This window comes from Blastocatellia bacterium, from assembly GCA_035275065.1.
Taxonomy (GTDB): Bacteria; Acidobacteriota; Blastocatellia; order UBA7656; family UBA7656; genus DATENM01.
Genome location: DATENM010000158.1, coordinates 209,245 through 234,173, shown reverse-complemented (window position 1 = coordinate 234,173; position 24,929 = coordinate 209,245). Strand labels below are relative to the sequence as shown.

The window sequence follows — 24,929 nt, the reverse complement described above, 5'->3', positions numbered from 1 at the left end:
TTAAGGAATACGGTGATCGGCTTGCTGCGCAAGACAGGCGAGAGCAACATCGCCGCCGCTTGTCGGAAGTATGCGGCGCAACCTCAAGCCGCGCTAGCACTGATTGGCATCAAAACCTGAGAACTGAATGGCCGTGACAAGATATAGCAGAAAAGGCGGGCGCGGGGCGGGCGGGCCTCGGCTGGCAGGTCAGCTGGAAAACAAAAAGCGTGAACCCCGGTTTGCCGAGGCTCACGCTTGAGAAGCAAAGATGGACGGTTGAAAAAGTTATTCTTTGGGCGCGGCGCGGCGCGTCGAGCCACCCGGCGCTGCCGCGACGGTTTCTGCCGCCGCTGCCTCGCCGCTGCCGTTCAAGCCGAGGGCACTGCGCACTTCGGTCTCGATGCGACCCTGCATCTCGGCGTCAGACTTCAGCAGGTTCTTGACGTTCTCGCGGCCCTGGCCGAGCCGCTCGCCGTGAAAGCTGAACCACGCGCCGCTCTTTTCGACAATCTTGTGCTCGACGGCAAGGTCGAGCAGGTCGCCTTCGTGCGAGATGCCCAGACCGTACATGATGTCGAATTCGGCTTCCTTAAACGGCGGCGCGACTTTGTTCTTGACGACTTTAACCTTGGTGCGGCTGCCGACCACCGTGTCGGCGTCCTTGATTTGTGTGGAGCGGCGAATCTCCAGTCGCAAAGACGAGTAGAATTTCAGCGCCCGCCCGCCGGTCGTCGTTTCCGGGTTGCCGAACATAATGCCGATCTTCTCGCGAATTTGATTGATGAAAATCAGACAGGTGTTCGAGCGCGCAACGACCGCCGTGAGCTTTCTGAGCGCCTGTGACATCAGACGTGCTTGCAGACCGGGCAGCGAATCGCCCATATCGCCGTCGAGTTCAGCACGCGGCACCAGCGCCGCCACTGAATCGATGACCAACACGTCAACGCCGCCTGAGCGCACCAGCGCTTCGGTGATTTCCAGCGCCTGTTCGCCCGAATCCGGCTGCGAGATGAAAAGTTCGTTGACCTGCACGCCGAGTCTCGCAGCATACTGGGCATCGAGCGCGTGCTCTGCGTCAATGTAAGCCGCGACGCCACCGGCTTTCTGGGCTTGCGCGACGATGTGCAAGGCAAGCGTCGTCTTGCCGCCAGATTCCGGCCCGTAGATTTCAACAACGCGGCCACGCGGCACGCCGCCGATGCCGATGGCGGCGTCGAGACTGAGGCAGGAGGTGGAGATGGCCGGGATGTCCACGACCTTCTTTTCGCCGAGTCGCATGATCGAGCCTTTGCCGAACTGCTTCTCGATGCCGGCTATTGCCAGGTCAATCGCGCGATTGCGCTCATTGCGTTCATCTGCCATATCTATCGGTGATTCCTTTCATTCTGAGGGTGGGGTTTCGAAAAAAGATTATAGCATAGCGACACGGCAAGCTCTAATTTTTTCTCCCCTGCGCGGACAGAAAAAAAGGCACCGGTTTCGCCGGTGCCTCTTGGCCCCTCAGGTTGTAATTGGCAAGCATCGTTGGGTGTGATGCTGAATTGTCTTTCTCTTGAGCAAGCCCTGTACCACTGAGCCGCTCACACCAACAATCTTTGAAAAATGGCCTAAAACGGCCTGAATTTCCACTGAAGCGCCCTCTGGGAAGAGGGTCACGTATAATTTAGTGTGGCCTAATTGTCTGCGTGTGAGACAAGAGTTACTCAACCCAGGGCGCCCTCGCAGAATCCTGCGGCCGGTGATGGTCGAACAGGCCATCATCCCGCCTGCCTGAAAGGGATAAGGCGACGCAGATTTATGGTCCTATTCCGTACAACCGTTTGATTTCGGATCATACACCTGCTTCCCAGGACAGCAGATCGGCGAATTGATCTGTAAGATCACCAGAGCGGAGGCGGAGGCGGCCAAAGACCAGGGCTGTGGACTCAGGCAACCCGTTGGCATATTGATTGCACAAAAGCATAGCGGGATCGCAAAGAAGCGGTCGCAAGACGTTCTTTACGGTTGAAAGCAGAGGTTGAGAGAGCCCGAAGTTCTTGAAACTTCACCGCAATCGCAGCGTTTAAGGGCTTGAATGTCCGGCCCTCTGGTGGAAGGGAACTGGGACATAAGAGCTAAGGATGTGACCAAAGGAACGTTGGGTTGTTATGCAACCGAAGAGGGTAGAAAAAATGAAAAGGAATTTAGCAACAAGAAGTCTACACACGCGTAACCGATTGGCTCAACCGCGTCAGCCGGTGCTGACTGATCCGAATGAGCTGAAAAGCCTGATCCGTGACGGTCTGGTGTCCATGAATATGGCCGAGCGCGAGGAGTTCATTCAAACGCTTGAGACCGAGATGCGCCGCACCAGCCTGAATATGCGGGCGTATCTGGTGCCGCTCGGCATCCCCGGTCGCAGCCCTGAGGACCTGACGCCAACCGAGGTCGGTCATTTGATCCGTTTCTTGAAGATCAATGTGCCGGCGGCCATGCCCGCCGTCGAAAAAGCGATGTCGCGCTTCACCGTCTTTGCCGAAAAGGCTCAACAGACGCACGACCGGCTCGCCGCCTAGTGCCATCAGGCAACAACGAGTTTTTCCGCCGAAGCCCGCGCTCTCGAACTGAAGCGCGGGCTTCGTGCATTCGGCAGGCGTTTTGAAACCGCACGGCGCTGCACCGTCTCCGTCCAGGGCGGACCGTTTTGATGGAGCCGATGACAGCCCCGGCCATTCCGCTTTCGAAAGCTCGCCGCCATCCTGTAGAATGCAACTCGACGCGAATTCATCAGTCTGCGATTCCCTGACGCAGGGCATCTTTCTCGTGGTCTTGCGAATGAAAAATCGTCTTCTTGTTACCACCCCATTAACGGTAGCTGTATTGCTCGGAGGGGCTGCCCTGGCGCAACAGAACAGCTTGCCGACGCCTGACACGCCAAAGGCCGGAACGACGCCCGCCGCTCAGCGCGCCGAGGCGTTGATTAAATCGCTTGAAACCGGGACGCCCGAACCCGCGGAGAAGATCAAGCAGGGCCTCGGTGACGAGAACTGGTACGTCCGCGGCACGGCGGCTAGAGCTGTGGCGCAACTGAGCGGGACGGTGCCCCCGCAAACCGTTCTTCCTTTGCTCCAGGATGCCAGCTGGTATGTGCGCGAATCGGCGCTGACGGCGCTTGGGGCGATGAAGACGCCGGTGGATGCGGCCCTACTTGAGCCGATGATGGCTTCGCCTGATCCGTACACGCGGGCGCGGGCGGCGCGCGCGCTCGGCGCGACCAATGGCGCGTCGGCCATTGATTCTTTGCTCCGCTTGCTCAAAGACGACGACCCGTACGTCAAGCGAACAGCCGTTACGGCGCTCGGGGAATTGAAAGCCGAAAAAGCCGGTGATGCGCTCGCGGCGCTGCTTCAAGACGAATCGCCCGGGCTGCGTAAAGCCGCCGCCGTGGCCCTGGGGAAGATCGGCTACAAGGCCGCCGGGACAGCCATCGCCGCGGCGCCAAGAACGTCTGAGGATTGGGAGTATGCGGCGGCGCTCTATCGTCTTGGCCACCACGAGGCGCTTGATGCGGTAATCATTGCCTTGCGCAGCCCCTATGCAGACGTGCGGCTGGCGGCGCTGCGCGACCTGCTCGAATTTGCCGACAATCAGAGTCTGCCGGCGCTTGTCGAGCTGGCCACGCCACAGCCGGCCAATTCCACATCAGCGAAATCAAACGCGAACGAATCATTCCTCTTCCGTCTGTTGATCGCCGAGGGATTGGCGCGCTTCAACGGCTCGGAAGCCCGCGGCGCGCTCATCAAGTTGATCGAAGACCCTGCGCCACGCATCCGCTCGGCGTCGGTTGTGTCGCTGGCGAAGGTGAGCAAAGCCAATCCCAAAGACGAAGCGACCATCAATGCGCTGATCGCCGCATTACGGCGAGAAAAATTGCCGCCCGTGCAGGCGACGATCATTGAATCGCTGGCCTCGTTCGACCGGGCACGAGTCGCCAACCTGCTTCTACAAACCAGAGCCGCCGACGGTAAGTTGAGCGAGCCCGTATTGCGCGCCCTCGGTGCTGTGAACGTGACGGCGGATTCGCTGATCGATCAATTGCGGAGCGGCGACGCGGCTTCACGCTCGTTAGCCGCAGAGCGGTTGGCGATGCTCGGCGACCCGCAAGCCGTGCCCCCACTGATCGAAGCCCTGGCGGCTGCCAAAGACGTGCCCGTGCGCAGCAGCGCTGCAACCGCGCTTGGCTTGTTGAAAGACCGCCGCGCCGTTGACGCGTTGGTGACGGCGACGAGTTCGCCCGACAGGGAAGTGCGGCTGGCGGCAGTCACCTCGCTCGGACTGATTGCCGATCACACCTCGTCAGAAGCGTTGCTCGCATCGGCAAAAGATACGGATCAAAGGGTGCGAGAGGCGGCGCTGGGGTCGCTGGCGGCGCTCGGCATCTCGGTCGAGCGATTGAGCGCAGACATCACCAATCCGAACTGGCAAACCCGCGTCGCCGCCATCACGATGCTGGCGCGGCTCGGCGATGCGAAGTCAACGCCGCTGCTGATCTCGGCTTTGAAAGATTCCGACATCCGCGTTCGCGCTGAAGCCGCCCGCACGATTGGCGTGATGGGCGATCAACGTGCGCTTGAGGCGCTTGTCAGCGCGCTCACGGATGCGAGCGCCGAAGTCCGCATCGAGGCGACCTATGCGCTCGGTCGCTTGAAAGATGGGCGCGCTATCGCGCCGCTGAGCGGCTTGCTGAATGATCGCGATGCCCGCGTCAGCCTGGCGGCGGCCGAATCGCTCGTCCGCATGCAAGATGCGCGAGCCGTCCGCGTGCTGGTCGGCTCGCTTACGGACAGCGACTGGCATGTGCGGGCGCGGGCGGCGCAGGTGCTGGCGCGTGTGTCTGCCGACACGCCCATCGAAGAGGCGACGGCGCAGTTGGCCAGGGCGGTCACCGACAAAGACCCCATCGTGCGTTATTACGCTGCCGAAGCGTTGACCGGCATCGGCGCGCGGGCGGTGCCGCCGCTCATAGAGGTGATGCGGACGCCGCGCGATCAAGACCGCGAGCGCGCGGCTCGCGTCCTCTGGCGCATCGGCAAGCCGGCGGTTGAACCGCTGTTGGCGTTTATTCAAGACCGCAGCTTGACGGCAGAGATGCGCGCCGTCGCGGCGCATGCGCTCGGCGTGATTGGCGACGGGCGGGCGACGAAAGCCTTGATTCAGCTCTTGCGTGATGAGCGTTATTTCGTGCGCGAACAGGCCGCTTTCGCGCTCGGCCAGATGGGCGACGGCGCGGTTGAGCAGATCATCGAGATGGCCAATGCCGCGCAGCCGACGATCCGCGAAGCCGCCATCGAGGCGCTCGGCAGCTTCAACTCGCCGCGCGCCATTGAGCGCATCCATCAGGCGACTACGGATAGCAACGCCAGCGTCCGCATGGCGGCGGTGAAGGCATTGGGGCACACCGGCAGCGAACGCGCCGTCGCGCCGTTGTTGGCGATGCTACGTGATGAATCGAGCGCCATGCGAGCCCAGGCCGCCGCTTCGTTGGCCCGCCTCGGTGATGCGGCGCTGCCGAGCTTGATTGCGGCGCTCAAGGACAGCCGCCCGTCTGTGCGCCAGCTTGCTGCCGAAGCGCTCGGCGACATCGGCTCGAAGCAGGCGGTCGGCGGGCTGCTCGATCTGGTGGCAAACGATTTATCGGGAGCGCGGCCCGAAGCCATCGAAGCGCTTGGCAAGATCGGCGATGCTTCGGCTATCGCGCCGATTCTGGCGGCGATGCGCGGCGGTTCGGTCGCCGTTCGTAAGCGCAGCGTCGCGGCACTGGCGCATTTTCGCGATGCTCGCGCCGTTGATGCCCTGGTCGCTTCGCTCACTGACCGTGACGAAGAGGTGCGGCAGGCCGCCGCCGCGGGGCTCGCAGACATTGGTGACGCGCGCGTCCTTCCGCCGCTTGAACGGCTCGCCGATTCGGACCCGAGCAGTGATGTGCGCGACGCCGCCTTGCAGGCCGTTCAACGCCTTCGCGCTCAAAGCAACGCGCCGCGCGACAAAGCTGCGACGCCGAAGCCGCCGCGCCCGTAACGGCAATTTGCAATTCGAGGTGAACGAACGAGAGGCATGAAGAAAACGATTACACTCCTGATCGCTGCCCTGATCGCTGCCACGCTCATAGGCTGCGCGCAGCCGGCAAGCGATTCCAACAGCGCCGTAAAGAATGTCGCTGCGCCGGCAACCAACAGCAACGCCCCGACAGGCATTGCCGAATCCGTAAACCGGAATGGTAACGCCGCCAACGTCAAGGCATCCCCGGCGACACCGGCCAATTCGAACAGCAACTCCAGCCAGCCGAGTGCTGCGACCGGCCCCCCTGATCCAGCGAAGATGGTCGGCACTTACGTCATGAATCAAATTCAAAAAGGCGGCGTCTCGACGCTGATCACCCAGGCGAAGATTGAATATGTCTTCAACGCCAATGGCCGCTACAGTCGCGTCGCCACCGTCAAAGGCAAGACGATTAACACCGAATCGGGCGAGTTTAACTTAGATGGCGACAAGCTGACCTTCAAGATTGTTTTGTCGGGCAAGAGCATCAATAAAAAACCGATTGAAAAGAATTACACCGTCGGCATGACGCCCGATGGGCGCGAAGTGCGGCTGACGTCCAAGACTGGCGAGGTGGCGTTGCTTGTCCGCACGCCATAAGTCGGAAGCTCGGGTTGAATGCATAGACGGCGGCTTCTGCAACTGACAATCTGCGCGGCCCTGGCGCTCTGTTCCGTCGCCTGTCGCAAAGCCGACCCGCAGACTTATGAAGACGGCTTGCGCGGTCACAGTGCTGAATCGGTCGAAGATTCGGGCCGCCGCCTGAGTGGCGACTTCATTGTTCAATCAATGGCCGATGAGTATGGCGCTGACTCGATGCAAACGGCGACGCGCTGGACGTTCAGTTTTAAGGAGGATGGCGGGTTTCGCAGCGAGCGCCAGGGCCGCGGCGGGACGCGCGTCGAAGAAGGCAGTTACTTGATCAGTGCGCAGGGCGAGCTTGTCCTTTACATCGAAACCGTAGGCGGCGAAGCGCTCACAGGCGCTCGTCAGGAAGGCTACCGAATCGAAGCCGAAAGCAATGGGCAATTGAAGCTGCGAAGCGACGGCTCGATGACAATGGTACTGCATAAGAAATAAGCCCGGTGCCTGATAGACCGATGAGGGCACAGGCTGGCATAGATTCAGGCGGCGGTCGGTTCTTGCAGAGGCGATACTTGGCGCCAGCGTCCGCAACAAATCTTTTACATTTGGCGACGCCGAGAATTTGATTTGGACTTTTCGGGCCTCAGTGATTGGGTTATTATTGGCGTAGCCGTCAATCACCTCGTCTGAGGTCTTGCAAGTGGCGAGAGCCTGCGGCTCTCAGGAAGTTTTGCAGAGAGGGGTTATCGCAATGCGCGCCTATGATAGTATAAAGGCGGAGCGCGGGCGCCAGGTCACGCTTGAGACGCCCGATTTCCTGGAGCAGGCCCGTCAGCTATTATGCAGGAGTCTTCCTGTAGAATTGCGGATGAGCGGCAGCAGCATGAGCCCGGCCATCGAAGATGGCGACGTGGTGACGGTCGAGCCGATCAACAGCGACCCCGTGCGTCAGGGCGACATCGTGTTGTATCAGAGCCGCTACGACACTGCCGTCATCCACCGTATCGTTCGCATGGACCGTTCGTCGCCGGAAAAATTCATCCTGACGCGCGGCGATTCGGCGAGCCAGAGCGACTTGCCAATCCCTCTGCACCGCATCCTGGGCCGCGTCCGCCTGGTCGAGCGCGCCGGCGAGCGCATCAAGGTGGCGCGCCCGCGCCGCACCTTCCTGCGTGTGATGTTCGGCTGGTTCGAGAAGCTGAAATTCTGGTAAGCGCTTCAGCCGTGTGACCCCAGGCGGCCCGCGACCAGCAAGCCAATCAATAACAACCCAAGAGCGATTCGGTAGCCGACGAACAGATAGGTCGTGTGCTTTTTCAGGTAGCTCAGCAAGAAGGCGATTGAAAGATACCCGACAACGCCTGAAACAATCGTGGCGACAATCAGGCTGGTCCATCCGGTATTGACCGAATGCAGGGCTTTCGGAAGCTCCAGCAGTCCGCTCGCGCCGATTGCGGGGATCGATAAGAGGAACGAGAAACGTGCCGCTGCCTCGCGTTCCATCCCCGCAAACAGGCCGCCGCAGATGGTCGAGCCGGAGCGCGAGAATCCAGGAATCAGCGCGAAGACTTGGGCGACGCCGACGGTGATGGCATCGCTGGCTTTGATCGTCTTCAGGTCGCGCCGCTGTTTGCCGACCAGTTCGGCAATGATCAACAGGATCGCGACAAACAACAGCCCGAATGCGATAACCCGCAGGTCTTTGGTAAACGGCCCTTCGATGATCCGCTTGAGCGCGAGGCCGAGTACGGCGACCGGCAGCGTGCCAATGATGACCAGCCAGCCGAGCCAGGCGTTTTGCTTGTCGGCCTGAGTGATGGGGCGTTTCTTGAGTATGCCGAGATTGGCAGTGATGAAGCCGCGAATGATGGCGATAATATCGCCCAGAAAATAGAGAATGACGGCGAGGAGGGTGCCGAGTTGAATGACGGCGATGAAGGCCGTCCATTCCTGATCGCTCTTGATGTCGCCGAGCAAGTGGCCGGCGATGGTCAGGTGCGCGGTGCTGCTGATGGGGATGAATTCGGTGAGGCCCTGAATGAGCCCGAAGATGATGGCGTGCAGGATCGACATGCGCTAGATTTTCCCTTCGCTGCTAGAATCAACCGACGAGTGAGTGTAGAGATTGTGCCGCGCGACTGTCAACGCGAGCGGCAAGAGCGCCGCTTTGAGAGGAATGAGACGTAATGGGTAAAGAGAGCAATAGCGGGCTGAAGTTGTTCCTGGAGATGTGGCTGCTGATTGCGTTATTGGCGGCATTCAATTTCTATATGTACTATGACGGCGGCCAGAAGAAGTTCCTGGCCATGGGCATCGGCACGGCGGTGGCGTTCGTCGGCTTCGGCTTGTTCTACGTCATTTACGTGCGCCGAGGCGAAAGGTAAGTTGACAGCCTAAAGAGCGGTTGTTTATATTGTCGTTTTGACATCGGGGACAAATAGTCAACCGAGAGTGGCCAGGTAGCTCAGCTGGTAGAGCAGCGGACTGAAAATCCGCGTGTCGGCGGTTCGATTCCGTCCCTGGCCACCAAAATCTCCATTAATTAATAGCTTTAACCCACCCGCTGGTTTCATCTTTTCTTCCCACTCACAAATAACGCTCACTTTGCGCCGACCCACCCCGCCACACTCAGTTTTGAACTGTTCGCAGCTTCTACTGGGGTAGTTCGATGATTACTTGTTTTGAATGCGCTGAGTGCAAGGCCCTACAAGATTTCTTTGTATCGCAAGAATAACTCCTCTCCAATGACCTCCCCCAAGAAACCCAGCCTCAAAGTCCTCCTCTCCCAATACGCAAAGGATAAATACCCGGCTTGGTTAAATGGTGCTGAGTTAGAAATGTTCGCGGCCTCTCTCCAATTCAAGGCATCAAATGGATCGAGGCGCTGTAGGGAGCTGGCCGACGAAGGAACCTTCGAGCGCCGGATGAATGGGAAGTCAGTTGAATATCGCTTTAAGCCCAAAGTAGAAGCGAGAACAGCAGGAATCTATCGCTGCTCCCGCTGCCCCAAAGACGCAGTAAGGTATTTAGACAACGAACCCCGTTGCCCACAACACCTCCAAAAGGTCGAACTCAACCAGCCAGCCCTGTTTAGTAGGAGCTAACCACTCCAAGAAATCCCAAACAGGAGAGCAAGAGTATCAAGGAAACCTGGAGCCTGTATGTCGCCGGTTAATCCAGGAGACTCTTGCGGCCCAGTAATGCCAGGGCTTTCCTGCGGGCCGGTGACGCCAGGACACAGTATATCCCCTGCAAAGGACGATGTAGCTAAAAGAAGTGTCAAGAACGCAGTCGCAAGCAGCTTCTTCATACTCATACCTCCCGATAGATTCGATTTTTGAGAAAGGACAAATTGTGGAGATGTAAGTTTAGGGGGAATGTGGCCCGCGTTGCAATCAAAAAGTTTGAGAAGCTACAGAACCAGTCTGTGCAGATCATTCCAAAGAAAAAGTAGTCGCACCAAGCTTGTTCTAGGTAGGTGGCGCGGGCAGTAACCACCCGCGCCACCCATCCCACTTCAGAAGCAATCGTAGTAGTCTATAGTGTAGTACGCGGTCTGACAGCCGCCGGTGTGCGCTCCACTACCGCAACTGCACGGAATGATTTTATACCCACACGCAGTTGTATAGGTGTTATCCGTGTAGTAGGTGTAATCAATCTCCTGTGGAGGACAACCGTGTGCCTTTGGAGCGAGGGCAAAGGTAAGTGATCCCCAGACCATCACAACAGCCAGGACGGTCAACAGGGCGCGGTTCTTGAGAAAGTTCTTCATACTTGTGTACCTCCTCGGTCTTAGCGTCCACAGATTTACCCCATCCTATGCTAAGTGAATTCTTATTTCAAGGGATTCAAATCATAGTCTTTTGCTGTTGACATAACCCTCCTGCAAATATATCGTGGGCCTGTTTGAAGATTACACCGATCAGGAGGGGATTATGATTTCCAAAGTGACAAGACGGTTTCTCTTGGCAGCGGTTCTGGGGCTGATGACGTTAGGGGTTCTTTTCCCGTCGGGCAGCGGTGACTATACCAGTAAGGTTAGTGCTGCACCCGTATACGGGTACGAGAAGGGGATCACCTACTACAGCGATGCGAGTATGACAACTGAAGTAGGCTATCGCCACATCTACTGTAACGGGCGGGGAACCCTGACGGGTACTACCTCGCCCTACTACACAGAGGACATTCTCAACGTTTGCTGCGGCAGCGTCCCGTGTTAATTTCCATCTTGTAACTCCGGGCTTTCGTGTGAGAGCGCGAGGCCCGGATACTTCCTTTTATCCACTACGAACCCTACCGGGAAAATTTGTTCCGGATGCGGTCAGCCAAAAACCGAAGATCAATTTGACTGGAAATATCAGGCTGAAGGCATCAGAAAAACCGCTGCAAAGCTTGCGCAAGCGCTCACTCAAAAGAACCCCACCTTAAAAGCGCCAGCTACTCCTGATTGATTTTGCGTCTTGAGAGCCTGATCAGTCCGCGCACCGACAGGATGACGGAAAAGAGCGATGTCACGCCGAGCGCCAGGAGTGTCCAGATAAAGAAAAAGCCCCCGCTGCGGATGGTCCCGAAGCCGATTCCAGGCCCTCTCATGTGGATGACGGGGACGCCCATTGACAGGAGCGACGCGACGAGGATGATGATATACCCTGATCGCCGTCCGGCCAGCATGAACGTTCCGTACAGCCAGACGACGCAGATGACCACCGCAAAGAGGTTTGAAAGCCCTCCCGGTGACATCCCTCTGTCAATGTCATCCGCTAGGTGAAACGTGCCGAAGAGAATTGAGAGCAGAGACGCGATGGTTAACGTAAAGTTGTCTTTCATGTGTGCCTCTTAGCGGAAGAATCTATAAAACTACAAGTTTCCGACGATGTAACGCAATCCAGAGGACCTTCTGACAAGCAACTTTTCCACACTGGGAACGGCAATGTCTCTGGATCGAGGATAGAAATATTTTCGGGCGAGCGCTTCAGACGGCTTTCTTATTCCAAGTGGCTCTCAGGAAGGATGGGGAGTGCAAGGGCGGCGCCCGCTACCAGGGGCGGGATACGCTCATGAACCCGTGGGATGTGGGGAGGCGGCGAGAGCTGGCGGCGTTCAGCACCGACTCAATGAATAGGATTCAGTCCCTGGCCTTTTCGCCCGATGGAAGGATGATGGCTATTAGAAGGCAGCATGACGTCGAGCTGTGGCTGGCAGCGACACGGGAAGAGGTGGAAAAACAGCTCAAGGAATCTCAAGCGTATCGCCTCGCAAGTTTAGGCAAGCTTGGACAGTGAGAGAAGGTGCAATAGGGCAAAGGTCAATTCATTGAGGTTGCTGTAGAAGCAGGCGCGAAGGACTTATCGCAGCGACTTCTCCGCCCCTTTCACAACTTGGCGATTCGCCTTGCGATGCTGGCGACGACGGCCAGCAGCTCCGAGGGCTCGACCGGTTTAGCGATGTGTGTGTCATAGCCTGCCGCAAGCGCGCGCATGCGGTCTTCGGTTCTGGCGTGCGCCGTGAGCGCCGCTGCGGCGATTCGGCTGGCCCCGTCTACATAGGATCGTACCTTGCGGATCAGCGAATAGCCGTCTTCGCCCGGCATCTCGATGTCGCTCACCATAACATCCGCTTTGAAGGTTTCGAGCATCGCCAGGGCTTCGGCCGCAGAGGCCACGGCGCTGACCTCCGCGCCGCAATGCGTCAGCACAGTAGCCACCAGCTCGCGCGCGTCCGTGTCGTCGTCAACCACCAGCACACGCAAGCCGTGCAGCGAAATCTGCGGGTCGAATAAGGTCTCGGGCGACTCCGGCAGCCGCTCGACCCCGGCATCGCTTCGGAGCATTCGCTGCTCCTGCTTGATCGCCAGCGGCAAGGTAATCTCAAAGGTCGCCCCCTGGCCCTCGCCGGCGCTGGCGGCGCGAACCGTGCCGCCGTGCAGCTCGATGAGATGCCGGACAATCGCCAGCCCCAAACCGAGACCGCCGTGCTTACGCGTCAGCGAGCTGTCCGCCTGCGAGAAGCGGTCAAAGAGATAAGGCATGAAGTCTGCGCTGATACCGCGCCCGGTGTCGGTCACGCTAAGTCTGGCGTCTGTGCCAACACGTTCCAGCTTCACGTCGACCTGGCCGCCGGACGGCGTGAATTTGATGGCATTCGACAGCAGGTTCCAAACCACCTGCTGCAAGCGGTCGGCGTCGCCTGAAACCGGGCCGACTTCGTAATCCAGCCCTATTTCGAGTTGGATGTTTTTGGCGTGCGCCGCCGGACGCACCGCGTCGGCAGCCGCTTCGATGATCGAAGTCAGAGCGACGGGACGGACATCGAGCCGTAGCTTGCCGGTGATGATGCGCGACACGTCGAGCAGGTCTTCGATGATCTGGGCCTGGGCTCTGGCATTGCGGTCAATCGTTTCAAGGGCGCGCGCCTGCATCTCGCCTTCTAGCTTTCCCGAATGCAGGATACGCGCCCAACCGAGAATGGCGTTCAAAGGCGTGCGAACCTCGTGCGAAACGGTGGCCAGGAACTGGTCTTTAGCGCGGTTGGCGGCTTCGGCTTCGGCACGGGCCGCGCGCTCACGCGTCAGCAACTGCTCGCGCTCCTTCTCGGCCTGCTTTTGCCCAGTGATGTCGCGGGCGATCTTAGAAGCGGCGATGATCCTGCCGCTGCTGTCTCTGATGGGCGAGATCGTTACCGAGATGTTGATAAGCCGCCCATCCTTAGTCTTGCGAATGGTTTCGTAATGGTCTATGCGCTCGCCGCGCTGAATGCGGCTGAGAATCTGCGGCTCCTCGTCCTGCCGATCCTCTGGGATCAGCATGAGGATGTTGCGTCCGACCGCCTCTTCGGCTGGATAGCCGAATATCCGCTCGGCCCCCTTGTTCCAGCTAAGAATCGTGCCGTTGAGCGTCTTGCTGACAATGGCGTCGTCAGACGATTCGACAATCGCGGCCAGGTGCAGGCTCGCCTGCTCGGCTTGTAGGCGCTCGGTGATGTCGCGCGTGAAGCAGCGCGTGTGGACAAACCGCCCATCTTCCCATTGCACATTTGAAGTGATTAGAACGTGCTTGATCGAGCCGTCTTTGCACCGCAGTCGAGCCGGGTAATCTTGCAGCGTCTCGGCGCTCGACAATCGCCGCAGCATATCGTCGATGCCCTCGCGGTCGGCGTGGAATTCAGAGATATGACGGTTAAGGTATTCGTCGCTCGAGTAACCGAGCATTTCAAGCTCGGCGCGGTTGGCGCGCATGATGGTGCCGTCCGGCCCGACCCAGTGCATGCCGATGGGGGCGTCCTCGAAGAAATCAGACCATGCCTGCTCGCGGCGGCGCAACGCATCCTTGGCCTGCCTCTGCTCAATAGCGAAGGCGACATAGCTCGCAAGGGTCTGGGCTAACTGCCCCTCGGCTTCGGTGAACTCGTGCGGCGCGTCGTGATAGACCATGAGCTTGCCGAGCAGGCGGGATTGATAAAGCAGCGGGATGAAGGCCAGGGCGCGAATCCCTTCGCGCAGGAGGGTTTCGCGCAGCTCGTCAAGCGATGAGTCTTCTTCGACGTTGGCGACAAAGATCGGCTGCGGATTGCGGGCCTCGCGCGTCCAGGGCGAGTGGCCTTCGACGGCCTGACGATACTCATCAGAAAGCCCACGCCAGCCCTTAAAGCGCATCACCCCGTCCGGGTCGAAAAGCAGGATCGAAGCCTTGTTGATCTTCAAGGCGCGCTGAAGCCCATCGAGCGTCTCGGCATAAATCTCTTCGAGCGATTCGGCGCGGCTGACGGCGGCGCTGAGCTGGCAGATGGTCTGCAACTGCTCAATGCGGTCATGTAACTCCTGCTCGATCTGCTTGTGCTCTTCAATATTGCGTTGATCATGCAGGTTGTGGTCAATAGCTACTGTCTCAGGTTTCGGCTCGGCAGTCGGGTTACTGTCGGGGCCGATTGATCCCTTTCTCTGCATAAACTATCCCTATTACTTGCTGATCGTAGAGCGCGCTTTGCGAGCAATCCTGCTGAATTGAGAAGGAATTCAGCGCGCCGGCCATTGGAATCACGATGATCCCGGCTGAGGCGCGGGAGGCAAGGTCCACAGTTGCAACTTTATAATACCCGGTTGGTTATTACAATCTTTTTAAGTCGCCTGAGTAAACGGGTTGAAGGCAGCGCGGCGAGTGCGACGAGCCGCCGTGAGCCGCGGAGCAGAGGAAACGAGATCGAAGGGGCAGACGAGCAGAGGGCGGAACTGAAAAGCCCCGGCGACCCGACAACCACCGCTTGGGTCGGCCGGCTCGCCTGTTGCCCCGCGCCTCTACCCCTTCCGCGATTTCAAGAAGGCGGCTACTTGTTCTTGTTCGCCGCCGCGCCGTTGCGATTCGTGTTGGTATTGCGATTCGCGTTGGCGTTGCCGTTGGTGTTGGCGTCGTGGTGGTCTACGGCGCCGGTTTCGTCCGTCACACGGAACTTGCGCTCGGTGTGGTTGTAGTCGGCGTTACCGACCTTGAACGGCACCGGCTGGTTATTCTTGTCTAACAACTCAAGCACCACCGTATGCTCGCCCAAAGGCACGTCGGCCCACTTCCACCATATGGGCTCCCAACGGGTCAGCACGGCCGTCTTCTTGCCGTCGACCGTGTAACGCACCTTATAGCCATTTTCGCCAAGCGTCGCGTTGGTGACGTAGAAGTCGAGCATCAAGCCGCGCGGGTCATCATTGATCTTGTAATCACCCTTCGGGCGCGAGTAAGTCAGCAAGGGCGCTTTCTTGTCAACGTTGGTCGCGGTAGCGCTGCCATTGTTGAAGACGACGAAATCGAAATCGGCGGCATCCTCCTGCTTGATCGATTCATGCCACTCGCGACTCGGGAAGGCCCGCAAGGTGTGTGTGCCCGGCGCGAGGTTCTTGAACTTGTCGGGCGAGAAGGGCGCAACCGGATTGTAATCGGCTTCATACGGCTCGTTGTCGAGAATGACGTGAATGTGCTGGCCCTTTTTGCGTGCCGGGTCTTGATAGATCGGGTAGCCGGTGATCGTGAAGGTTGGAGCTACCGTGTCACCGCTCACCGAGCTGCCGTCTACCGGCGCGGTGAATTTCAGCGACACATTGCCCGTCGGCCCGGCTTTCATGAAGCCCGGCGCGTCGGCGGCTGTCGCATCGGCGGGAAGCCCCGCCGGTTGCGCGGCTGCCGGGGCGCTGCTGTTGCTGTTTGCGGTGTTGCTGTTGTTGGTCGCCGGCTCGCAGCTCGTGGCGACGAGCGCCAGCGCCAGCATCCCTGCGACGGTCATTGCCTGGAGCGAAAGTCGTATTCTCATGCGCAAACCTCCCTGGAGTTTAGTTTTCGAGGACGGATGCATCTGTGTGATTCTTTGCCAGCGCCCATTGGCCCTGGTCGCGTCGCAAGCGGCGCCCGCGGTCTTACCACTCGATGGGCGTCGGCAGCATCGGCACGCCGAGGTGCGGGCCGGGGTTGTTGAGCGTCGTGCGCAACGCCAGTGCGAGCGCCGGGCGCGTCTCTTCGGGCGTGATGATGGCGTCAACGAAACCGCGCGCCGCGGCGAACCTGGCGTCTAGCTCGGCGTCATAGCGGGCGCGAACGCGATCCATCTCGGCGATCATCTTTTCATCCGGCTGGCGGCCTTCGCGCTGAAGCTTCTCAAGCTCGGCGCTGAATAGCGCCATCACCGCCGACTCGCCTTCCATCACGCCCATGCGCCCGGTCGGCCAGGTGAAGATGAAATCGGGATCGAACCCCTGGCCGGCCATCGCATAATAGCCCGCGCCCGACGCGTGGTTGAGCGTCAGCACGAGCTTCGGCACGGTCGCCGTCGCCATCGCTTCGACGAAGCGCGCGCCGGCGCGAATGATCCCTGAATGCTCGGCGTCCGTGCCGACCATAAAGCCCGACACGTCTTGCAAGAAGAGCAGCGGCGTTTGATGCCGCGTGCAGGTCTCGATGAAGTAGGCGACCTTTTCCGCGGAGTCTGTGTAGATGATGCCGCCGAACTTTGGCGGGCGGCCCGCCGCGCCGCGCAGCAATCCGCGCTGGTTGGCGATGACGCCGACGGGAATGCCTGCGATGTGCGCAAAGCCGCAGATCATCTCTTTCGCGTAGTCGGCCTGAAACTCATCCAGCTCGCCCCCGTCCAGCAGACAGGCCAGCACATCGCGCATATCGTAAGGGCCGCGGTGATCCGCGGGCATGAGGTCATAGATGTCAGCAATGGGTCGCGCCGGCTCGCGTGGCTCGATCAGCTTGACGCGCACGGCGGGCGCGAGCGGCAGCTCCGTGACCGCCTCGCGCAGCTTGAGAACGCATTCGGTATCATCTTTGGCGCGGTAATGCGCGACCCCGGAAATCTCGTTGTGCGTGCGGGCCCCGCCGAGCGTTTCGCTATCAACCGACTGGCCGACCGCGCCTTTCACAAGGTTCGGCCCGCCCAGCCCCATAAACGAAGTGCCCTCGACCATGATGATGAGATCGCTCAGCGCAGGCAGGTAAGCGCCGCCCGCAACGCACGGCCCCATGACGGCGGCAAGCTGCGGCACTTTCAGATAGCGGCGCATCACCGAGTTATAAAAAAAGATTCTGCCGCCGCCGTACTGGCCGGGAAAGACGCCGCTCTGGTATGGCAGGTTGACGCCCGCTGAATCTACAAGGTAGACAATCGGCACGCGGCAACGCATGGCAATTTCTTGTAGGCGCAGAACCTTGCGCACGGTCTCCGGCCACCACGAGCCGGCCTTAACGGTCGCATCGTTGGCGACGACGACGGCTTCGCGCCCGCTGATGCGCCCGATGCCTGTGACGACGCCGGCGGCGGGTGCCTGGCCCTCGTATTGATCGTAGGCGATCAACAGGCCGGTCTCTTGAAAGTAAGCGCCTTCGTCGAACAGCAGCTTGATGCGCTCGCGCGCCGTGAGCTTGCCTTTCTTATGCTCGCGGGCGATGCGGTCCGGGCCGCCGCCCAGGCGCAGCTTGTTTTCGAGGGTTTTGAGTTCATTGACCAGACGTTGAAAGTGCTCGCGGTTGGCGGTGGCGGTCGAAGTTTCCATAGCGCGAAGTCGCAAACTGAAATGCGAAAGCCAAGCATAGCAACCGCCTCTGAGCGTGACAAGCAGATGACAGAGGGATTCCGTTCTCGACATTCATAAAGATGAGTTAAACACAGAGGCACAGAGACACGGAGGGACACAGAGAAGACTCCGTGCCTCCGTGTCTCTGTGCCTCTGTGTTTGTTTCTCATCCCTTTTTGCAGAATTGAATAGCCCTGAGCAGATGAGGCGCGCGGTTTGTTCAAATCGTCATTCATCATTCATCGGTTCTGCTGTAGAATATGGAGTATGATCATTGGCATTAGCGGCGGCACAGGTTCCGGTAAGACGACCGTTACGCAGAAGATTATCACTTCCGTAGGCGCCGACAACGTCGTCTATCTGCAACAGGACGCCTACTATCGCAACCTCGGCGACATGCCGCTTGAACTACGCCACAAGGTCAACTTCGACCACCCCGACGCCATAGACATCAGCCTGATGATGAATCACATGGAGGCGCTGCGAGCCGGCGAGACCATCGAGCAGCCGACCTACGATTACGCCACGCACTCGCGCCGCGCCGAAGCGATTCACGTCGAGCCGCGCCCGGTGATTATCGTCGAAGGCATCCTGGTCTTCTTCGACCCGCAGATGCGTCGCTTGATGGATTTGAAAATCTTTGTGGATTGCGACGCCGACATCCGCTTCATCCGCCGCCTCGACCGCGACGTGCATGAGCGCGGGCGCAGTCTCGACTCGATCATCTCGCAGTACCAGACGACCGTGCGGCCCATGCACCTGCAATTCGTCGAGCCGTCGAAGCGCTACGCCGACATCATCATTCCCGAAGGCGGTCATAACGAGGTCGGCATCGATATGATCACCTGTAAGATTCAATCCATTCTCGCGGAGGCCGGCGACCCGGTCACGTTGCGCGCTCGCGGCGCGGCGGAGAGCGGGCAAACCGAGGCGGTGAGTTAACCGCAATCATTCGACAAGGACGACAGAATCAACAATGCGAATCAGTAGGACCACAACCAAGCGAGCCCGGGAAAAATCATTGCGCAACGCGATTGCCGATTCAATCAGCGACGGCGAGCTGATCGAGCAGGCAAAGCAAGCCCGACAAGAGGCGCACGCGCCGTTTTCTAACTTTCAAGTCGGCGCCGCCATCATGACCTCGGACGGGCGCGTCTACACCGGCTGCAACATCGAGCAGTCGGTTTATAGCCTGACGATGTGCGCCGAGCGCGTCGCCATCTTCAAAGCCGTGAGCGAAGGGGCGCGCGAGTTCGTCAAAGTCGCCGTGGTCGCCGATTTTGAAGCGGTGACGCCGCCGTGCGGCTGCTGCCGCCAGTCGCTCTGGGAGTTCGCCGGGCCGGGCACGAAGGTCATCCTCGCCAACCTGGCGGGCGAGGTGCGCCGCCTCGACATTGAGGAGTTGTTGCCGCTGCCTTTCGACGCCACCTTCCTGGAAGAAGACCGTTAGCCTGCCGATTCGGAGGGACGCTTGAAAAAGACCATAGTCATCATTCTCCTGATCCTGGCCGTTGTGTTGACGGCTAGCCTACGCTGCGCCAGCGCCGCCGAGCGCGTCGATTACATCATCCGCGGCGGGACGGTCGTCACCATGGACGGGGCCGGCACGATCATCGAAAACGGCGCCGTCGCCGTGCGCCGCGACCGCATCGTCGCGGTCGGCCGTGCCTCGGACATCGAGTCGAAATACAATGCCGTGCGGGTGGTCGAAGCCGGCTATCGCGTCATCATGCCGGGGCTCATCAACACCCACACGCACGTTCCGATGGGCCTGTTTCGCGGCATCGCCGACGACCTGGTGCTGATGGAGTGGCTGCAAAAATACATCTTCCCGGCTGAAGCCAAGAACGTTGACGAACAGTTCGTCCGCTGGGGCACGCGGCTCGGCTGCCTGGAGATGATCGAAGGCGGCACGACGACCTATGTCGATATGTACTACTTCGAGGATGCCGTTGCCGAAGAGACGGCGCGCGCAGGGATGCGCGGCGTGCTTGGCGAAACGCTGCTCGATTTCCCCGCGCCCGACAACAAGACCTGGGACGACGGTATGCAGTACGTCGAAAAGTTCACAGAGAAATGGAAGGGCCATCCGCTGATCGTTCCGGCGATTGCGCCGCACGCGCCTTACACGGTTTCGACCGATCACTTGAAGCAGGCGCACGAGCTGTCGTCGCGCAAGAATGTGCCGCTGGTGATTCACGTCGCCGAAGACGGCGCCGAAGTCAAAACGATTCAGGAGCGCTATGGCGCTAGCTCTGTGGCTTACCTTGAGCGCATCGGCTTGCTCGACAACCGTGTGATCGCGGCGCACATGGTCTGGCCGACCGCGGAAGACATTCAGACGCTGGCGGCGCGCAAAGTCGGCGTCGCGCATTGCCCGCAATCGAACATGAAACTGGCCGCGGGAGCCGCTCCTGTGCCACAGATGTTGAAAGCCGGGGTTGCCGTCGGCCTCGGCACGGACGGCGCGGCGTCGAATAACGATCTGGATCTTTGGGAAGAGATGGACACCGCGGCCAAGCTGCACAAGCTCGTTTCTAAAGACCCGACGGTGCTGAACGCCAGAGAGGCGCTAGAGATGGCGACCATACGCGGCGCGCGGGCGATTCACATGGAAAAAGAGATTGGCTCGCTTGAGCCGGGCAAGCGCGCCGACCTGATCATTGTCAGCGTCGAAAGCCCGCACCAGTGGCCGCTCTACAACGTGCAGTCGCAACTGGTCTACGCGACAAAAGCCGCGGACGTTGAAACTGTGATGATTAACGGGCGGCTGGTGATGGAGGGGCGCCGGGTGATAACGATCAACGCCGACGCCGTGCGCCAGAAGGCCGTCGAGTACCGCGACCGCATCCGCAAGAGTCTCGCGGCGAAGTGAGCGGTCAGGGCTGGTTTTTCCACGGCGCTGCCGGGCGCTCGACCAGGCTGGCGATGACTGTAATCAACTCCGCGGGCTCGACCGGCTTCGGCACATGAATTTGATAGCCGGAGGCCAGCGCCCGCATACGGTCTTCGGCGCGCGCGAACGCCGTCAGCGCCACCGCCGGAATCCAACTGCCGATCTCCCGCGTCCAGCTTCGCACACGCTTCATGAAGGCGTAGCCATCTTCTTTCGGCATGCCGATGTCGCTGACGATGACATGCGGGTGCCACTCCTTCAACTCCGCAAATGCCTCTTCACCCGAAGCCGCCGTCTTCACCGATGCGCCGCATTGAGAGAGCATTTCGCTCATGAGCAAGAGCGCGTCCACCTCGTCGTCAACGACCAGTACACGCACCCCGTCAAGCGAGGGCAGCGGCTCCACCCGTAGCGGCTCCGCGCCATCCGCGCCGCGGCGCGCAGACTGTGCCTCGCCCTCTTTCATGTGAACCATCAGCAGCGGCAGCCTGATCGTAAACATCGCCCCCTGGTTGATTCCCGCGCTACGGGCTTCGACGCTGCCGCCGTGAAGCTCGACCAGGTGACGGACGATGGCCAGCCCCAGCCCCAGCCCCGAATACGGGCGCGTGATCGAGCCGTCCGCCTGCCGGAAGCGGTCGAAGACGTAGGGCAAGAACTCCGGCGCGATCCCCTGGCCGGTGTCGCTCACGACAATCTCGACGTGCGAGTTAACGCGCGCCAGTCGCACCTGAACGTGACCGTCACGCGGCGTGAACTTGACGGCATTCGAGAGCAGATTCCACACCATCTGTTGCAGCCGCTGCGGGTCGGCCGAGACCAGCCCGGAGTCTGAGTCTATGTCGAGGTCGAGGCTGACGCCCTTTGCCTCGGCGGCGGGATGGATGGTCTCGACCGCGTCTTCGATGATCGCCGCAACCCTGACCGGCATCACACTCAACCGCAGCTTCCCGGAAACGATGCGCGACACGTCGAGCAAGTCTTCGATCAGTTGCGCCTGCGCCTGCGCGTTCTTCTCAATCGTCGTCAGGCCGCGCTGGGCAACGTCCCCCTTGAGATCGTGCATGTTCAGCATCCTGGCCCAGCCGAGTATGGCGTTGAGCGGCGTGCGCAGCTCGTGCGACACGGTGGCTAGAAACTCGTCCTTCAGCCGGCTCGCCTCTTCCGCCTGGGCGCGCGCCGCCTGCTCGCGTTCGAGCAGCTCTTCGCGCGACTGTTCGACGCGCTTGCGTTCGCTGATGTCGCGGATGACGGCGAGCAAGCCGGCGATTTCGCCGTTGCGGTCACGCAGGCGGCTGACGTGAGACTCGACGTGGATGGCCTCGCCGTCGCGTTTGACATGGACGTTTTCGCCGCGCCAGATGCCGGTTTCTTCGATTGCCGCGTTTGCCGCCGCTTCGTCTTCGGGCCGCGGCCAGCGGTAAGCGTACATCGCGTCGAGCGAGCTGCCCAACACCTCGGAAGCCGCGACCCCGTACTGGCGCTCGGCGGCGGCGTTGATGTAGGTGATGCGCTGCTCGTTATCAACGGCGACCACTGCGTCATTGATCTGCGCCAGCACGTCGCCGCGAAAACGGTTCGAGTCAATGTCGGCGCTTTCGAGCATATAAAGATGCTCGCCGACGATCACCGCATCGACTTCGCCGCCGCGGAGGGCGCGCAGGGTCTCTTCGGCGTCTTCAAGCTGCCTTCGCAGCTCGGCATTCTCGGCGCGGAGCGCCTGTTGGGCTTGTCTCTCCGTTGACATGGTATCTCTGCTCTGCTCAGGCACTGCGCAGGTCGAGGCCGCGCAGAATACTTTCGGTCTGGGACAGGTCGCCGATGAAACGGCGCAGGGGTAACGGGAGCCGCTTGACTAGCGTCGGCGTAACGACGATCTGCTCGCCGACAGCACGCGCCGGATGCTGCAAGAGATCGATGATCTCTAGTTCGTAACGGCCCTGCAAATGGGCTTCACATAGCTTGCGGGTGTTGACGATGGCGCGCATCGAGCGCGGCGAGGCGCCGGCGATATAGAGCCGGAAAACGTAGTGACCCGGCTGGCGGTCGGCTTCGTCGGCTGGCGGCGCGGCGGCGGTCCGCTTCTTTTTCATAATTTGCCTCAGGCCAGCGGCTTCACATCGAGGCCGACCAGCACGCGCTCCTCGTTCGATAGGTCGCCAATGATCTTCTTGATTGGTTCGGGCAATTTTCGCACCAGCGTCGGCACGGCGAGTATCTGATCGCCAGCGGCGAGCTTCGGGTTTAATAGCAGATCGACCACCTCGATATCATAGCGCCCGGCGAGGTGGGTTTCGCAGATGCGCTTGAGATTGGCGAAGGCGGTAAGCGATTTCTCGGTCTGCCCGGCGACGTAAAGCCGCAGCTTATATTCGGCTTTGGCAGTCCGCGAGGCCGCACTCGTGGTTGCCCTGGCCCCCTTGCGGTTGGTCATTTTCGTTTCCTCGAATGGTTGCCGGATTTCGCATTTCCGCGCAGCTGCGCCATGGATTGCGAATTCCGCGCCACCGTGTCAGCCACCAGCGCTTCCTGGGCGATGGCGAAGTTAACTTCCGCGGCATCAGCTTCAGCTTCCGCCGTCAATGCGGCGATCTGCGCTTCTATCGCCTTGCGCTTATTTGCCAATTGTCGCAGCCGGTGCTCATGATCCTGTCGGCGCAAGTCCGCGGCGGCGCGCTCCCGCGCTTCTTGCGCCGCGCGCGCCGTGCCAGTCAGGACGCGCTCGCTGCCAAGATAGGCATCCACCAGATCAACGCCGCGATCAGAGAGGATGAATTCGCGCACCTGGTTTGAATGTCCCATGCCGCGCGACTTCAGAACGAAGAGGGTGCGATTGCGCTCGCCGTTGTACTCGACATTGCGCAGCAGCAGCCATGTGTCCATCAGCGACGACACGCCGACCTGCGAGTCTTCCAGGGCGCCGCCGTTCGAGCTGCTCGTCAGACTGGTAAAGAGGGCGGTGATCTGCTCTTGCTTTAAGAAATCAATCAGCCGCATCAGCGTCGGCTTGATCTCCGCGGTCTTGCCTTCAATCGTCAAGTTGCTGATCGGGTCTACGACGACGACCGAAGGATGAAAAGCCATGACGCGTTCGTGCATCATCACCAGATGCTGTTCAAGGCCGAACAGGGTCGGGCGCGTCGCATGGATTTCGAGCAATCCCTTCTTTATCCACGGCTCAAGATTGAGCCCGATTGAGCGCATATTCCGGGTGAGCTGCGCGGCGGATTCTTCATAAGAGAAAAGCAAGCCGCGCTCGCCGCGTTGGCAGGCGGCGATAACAAACGCCACGCCGACCGTGCTCTTGCCGGTGCCGGACGCGCCCGAAACCAGGACGCTGCTGCCGCGGTAAACCCCTTTGCCGTCGAGCATCTCGTCGAGCCGGGCAATCCCTGTCGAAACGCGCTCGGTGGATACTTCATGGTTGAGCATCAGCGAGGTGACCGGCAGCACGGAAAGCCCGTTCAACCCGATCAGGAACGGGTATTCGTTGGTGCCGTGCGCCGAGCCGCGATACTTGACGACGCGCAGGCGGCGCGTCGAAATCTGCTCTTCAACGCGGTGATCCAGCACAATGACGCAATCGGCGACGTACTCTTCCAGCCCGTAACGGGTCAGCGAATTGCTGCCGCGCTCGCCGGTGATGACCGTCGTCATGCCACGCTCTTTGAGCCAGCGAAAGAGCCGCCGCAGCTCGGCGCGCAGGATGGCGTGGTTCGGCAGGCCGGCAAAGAGCGCCTCGATGGTGTCGAGCACGACGCGCCTGGCGCCGACGGAGTCAATCGCATGGGCGAGCCGGATGAAGAGCCCGTCGAGGTCGTATTGACCGGTCTCTTCAATCTCGCTGCGCTCGATGTAGACGTAATCGAGGACGAGCTTCTTTTGCGCGGCCAGCTTCTCCAGGTCAAAGCCGAGCGAGCGCACGTTGGCGATCAATTCCTCGGCATTCTCCTCAAACATCATGAACACGCCGGGCTCGCCGAATTCGGTCACGCCGCGCGCCAGGAATTCGACGGCGAGCAAGGTCTTGCCGGCGCCGGCGCTGCCGCTCACCAGCGTCGGACGACCGGCGGGCAGGCCGCCGCCGGTGATCTCGTCCAGTCCCGCAATGCCGGTTGGGGCTTTGGGAATCGACGACGGAGTAATTTGCTTTCTTGACTTTTTCATCCGTGACATCTCTTGATCTGACATGATGGGTTGATAGATTCATCCGCCCTGGCGCCAGCCGGGGGAGTGGCGGCGCGGCTGGGGCATCTCCCGTGCGTACTATAATCGTGACAACCTGCCATGCGGCTGTGGCCAATGACAGTTGCAGTATTCTAGCATAGCGATTTA

General features: G+C 60.1%; 22 protein-coding genes and 1 tRNA gene. 11 read left to right on the top strand and 12 right to left on the bottom strand.

Translation table 11 applies throughout. From position 1 onward, the window contains the following. Nucleotides 1–267 precede the first annotated feature (267 nt). Complete coding sequence (gene recA / locus VJ464_30420) at nucleotides 268–1,344, bottom strand: recombinase RecA (GenBank protein ID HKQ09475.1); 1,077 nt, start codon at nucleotides 1,342–1,344, stop codon at nucleotides 268–270. Nucleotides 1,345–2,198: 854 nt separating this feature from the next. Between recA and VJ464_30415 the strand changes: the two genes are divergently transcribed. The 5 genes from VJ464_30415 to VJ464_30395 all read left to right on the top strand — a co-directional run bounded on the left by VJ464_30415 (nucleotide 2,199) and on the right by VJ464_30395 (nucleotide 7,858). Further along, nucleotides 2,199–2,537, top strand: coding sequence for a hypothetical protein (locus tag VJ464_30415; GenBank protein HKQ09474.1), 339 nt, complete (start codon nucleotides 2,199–2,201; stop codon nucleotides 2,535–2,537). A gap of 259 nt (nucleotides 2,538–2,796) precedes the next feature. Further along, nucleotides 2,797–6,039: a HEAT repeat domain-containing protein gene (locus VJ464_30410; GenBank protein HKQ09473.1), complete on the top strand. Its 3,243-nt coding sequence runs from the start codon at nucleotides 2,797–2,799 to the stop codon at nucleotides 6,037–6,039. Nucleotides 6,040–6,075: 36 nt separating this feature from the next. Then, the gene (locus VJ464_30405) at nucleotides 6,076–6,660 is read left to right on the top strand and encodes a hypothetical protein (protein ID HKQ09472.1); all 585 of its coding nucleotides are present in this window, start codon (nucleotides 6,076–6,078) and stop codon (nucleotides 6,658–6,660) included. 18 nt (nucleotides 6,661–6,678) lie between these two features. Beyond that, nucleotides 6,679–7,140, top strand: a complete 462-nt coding sequence (locus VJ464_30400) for a hypothetical protein (GenBank protein HKQ09471.1) — start codon at nucleotides 6,679–6,681, stop codon at nucleotides 7,138–7,140. A 373-nt stretch (nucleotides 7,141–7,513) separates the two neighbouring features. After that, nucleotides 7,514–7,858 (top strand): signal peptidase I, encoded by a 345-nt coding sequence (locus VJ464_30395; protein HKQ09470.1) that lies wholly within the window; start codon nucleotides 7,514–7,516, stop codon nucleotides 7,856–7,858. Nucleotides 7,859–7,863: 5 nt separating this feature from the next. On the opposite strand, the gene uppP is transcribed toward VJ464_30395, so the two are convergent. Continuing rightward, nucleotides 7,864–8,718 (bottom strand): undecaprenyl-diphosphatase UppP, encoded by an 855-nt coding sequence (uppP, locus tag VJ464_30390; protein ID HKQ09469.1) that lies wholly within the window; start codon nucleotides 8,716–8,718, stop codon nucleotides 7,864–7,866. Between the two features lie 113 nt (nucleotides 8,719–8,831). Here uppP and VJ464_30385 point away from each other — a divergent pair, with 113 nt between their 5' ends. Beyond that, a complete protein-coding gene (locus tag VJ464_30385; protein HKQ09468.1) occupies nucleotides 8,832–9,029 on the top strand; it encodes a hypothetical protein in 198 nt (65 codons plus the stop codon). Between the two features lie 69 nt (nucleotides 9,030–9,098). Further along, nucleotides 9,099–9,174, top strand: a tRNA-Phe gene (locus VJ464_30380). Between the two features lie 571 nt (nucleotides 9,175–9,745). On the opposite strand, the gene VJ464_30375 is transcribed toward VJ464_30380, so the two are convergent. From VJ464_30375 to VJ464_30365, 3 genes are all read right to left on the bottom strand, one after another. Beyond that, nucleotides 9,746–9,955: a hypothetical protein gene (locus tag VJ464_30375; protein ID HKQ09467.1), complete on the bottom strand. Its 210-nt coding sequence runs from the start codon at nucleotides 9,953–9,955 to the stop codon at nucleotides 9,746–9,748. A 207-nt stretch (nucleotides 9,956–10,162) separates the two neighbouring features. Next, the gene (locus VJ464_30370; protein ID HKQ09466.1) at nucleotides 10,163–10,417 is read right to left on the bottom strand and encodes a hypothetical protein; all 255 of its coding nucleotides are present in this window, start codon (nucleotides 10,415–10,417) and stop codon (nucleotides 10,163–10,165) included. 665 nt (nucleotides 10,418–11,082) lie between these two features. After that, nucleotides 11,083–11,472, bottom strand: a complete 390-nt coding sequence (locus tag VJ464_30365; GenBank protein HKQ09465.1) for a hypothetical protein — start codon at nucleotides 11,470–11,472, stop codon at nucleotides 11,083–11,085. Nucleotides 11,473–11,702: 230 nt separating this feature from the next. Between VJ464_30365 and VJ464_30360 the strand changes: the two genes are divergently transcribed. Further along, nucleotides 11,703–11,927 (top strand): hypothetical protein, encoded by a 225-nt coding sequence (locus VJ464_30360; protein ID HKQ09464.1) that lies wholly within the window; start codon nucleotides 11,703–11,705, stop codon nucleotides 11,925–11,927. A gap of 89 nt (nucleotides 11,928–12,016) precedes the next feature. Here VJ464_30360 and VJ464_30355 read toward each other — a convergent pair whose 3' ends face one another. The 3 genes from VJ464_30355 to VJ464_30345 form a co-directional block, all read right to left on the bottom strand. Further along, a complete protein-coding gene (locus VJ464_30355; protein ID HKQ09463.1) occupies nucleotides 12,017–14,587 on the bottom strand; it encodes a PAS domain S-box protein in 2,571 nt (856 codons plus the stop codon). Between the two features lie 377 nt (nucleotides 14,588–14,964). Beyond that, the gene (locus VJ464_30350; protein ID HKQ09462.1) at nucleotides 14,965–15,936 is read right to left on the bottom strand and encodes a hypothetical protein; all 972 of its coding nucleotides are present in this window, start codon (nucleotides 15,934–15,936) and stop codon (nucleotides 14,965–14,967) included. Between the two features lie 103 nt (nucleotides 15,937–16,039). After that, nucleotides 16,040–17,677, bottom strand: coding sequence for an acyl-CoA carboxylase subunit beta (locus VJ464_30345; GenBank protein ID HKQ09461.1), 1,638 nt, complete (start codon nucleotides 17,675–17,677; stop codon nucleotides 16,040–16,042). A 288-nt stretch (nucleotides 17,678–17,965) separates the two neighbouring features. Here VJ464_30345 and udk point away from each other — a divergent pair, with 288 nt between their 5' ends. The 3 genes from udk to VJ464_30330 all read left to right on the top strand — a co-directional run bounded on the left by udk (nucleotide 17,966) and on the right by VJ464_30330 (nucleotide 20,573). Further along, nucleotides 17,966–18,640, top strand: coding sequence for a uridine kinase (gene udk, locus VJ464_30340; GenBank protein HKQ09460.1), 675 nt, complete (start codon nucleotides 17,966–17,968; stop codon nucleotides 18,638–18,640). Between the two features lie 79 nt (nucleotides 18,641–18,719). After that, the gene (cdd, locus tag VJ464_30335) at nucleotides 18,720–19,148 is read left to right on the top strand and encodes a cytidine deaminase (GenBank protein HKQ09459.1); all 429 of its coding nucleotides are present in this window, start codon (nucleotides 18,720–18,722) and stop codon (nucleotides 19,146–19,148) included. A gap of 21 nt (nucleotides 19,149–19,169) precedes the next feature. After that, nucleotides 19,170–20,573 carry an amidohydrolase gene (locus VJ464_30330; GenBank protein ID HKQ09458.1) on the top strand — a complete coding sequence of 468 codons (1,404 nt, stop codon included), beginning with the start codon at nucleotides 19,170–19,172 and terminating at the stop codon, nucleotides 20,571–20,573. 4 nt (nucleotides 20,574–20,577) lie between these two features. Here the strand turns inward: VJ464_30330 and VJ464_30325 are convergent, their stop codons facing one another. Genes VJ464_30325 through kaiC form a run of 4 tightly spaced genes read right to left on the bottom strand, consistent with a single transcriptional unit; the run spans nucleotide 20,578 to nucleotide 24,761 of the window. Continuing rightward, a complete protein-coding gene (locus VJ464_30325; GenBank protein HKQ09457.1) occupies nucleotides 20,578–22,341 on the bottom strand; it encodes an ATP-binding protein in 1,764 nt (587 codons plus the stop codon). A 16-nt stretch (nucleotides 22,342–22,357) separates the two neighbouring features. After that, nucleotides 22,358–22,687 carry a circadian clock KaiB family protein gene (locus VJ464_30320; protein ID HKQ09456.1) on the bottom strand — a complete coding sequence of 110 codons (330 nt, stop codon included), beginning with the start codon at nucleotides 22,685–22,687 and terminating at the stop codon, nucleotides 22,358–22,360. 8 nt (nucleotides 22,688–22,695) lie between these two features. Beyond that, nucleotides 22,696–23,028 (bottom strand): circadian clock KaiB family protein, encoded by a 333-nt coding sequence (locus tag VJ464_30315; protein HKQ09455.1) that lies wholly within the window; start codon nucleotides 23,026–23,028, stop codon nucleotides 22,696–22,698. Then, on the bottom strand, nucleotides 23,025–24,761 hold the full coding sequence (kaiC, locus tag VJ464_30310) for a circadian clock protein KaiC (GenBank protein HKQ09454.1): 1,737 nt from the start codon (nucleotides 24,759–24,761) through the stop codon (nucleotides 23,025–23,027). Before kaiC ends, VJ464_30315 begins: the two co-directional genes overlap by 4 nt. Nucleotides 24,762–24,929 lie beyond the last annotated feature (168 nt).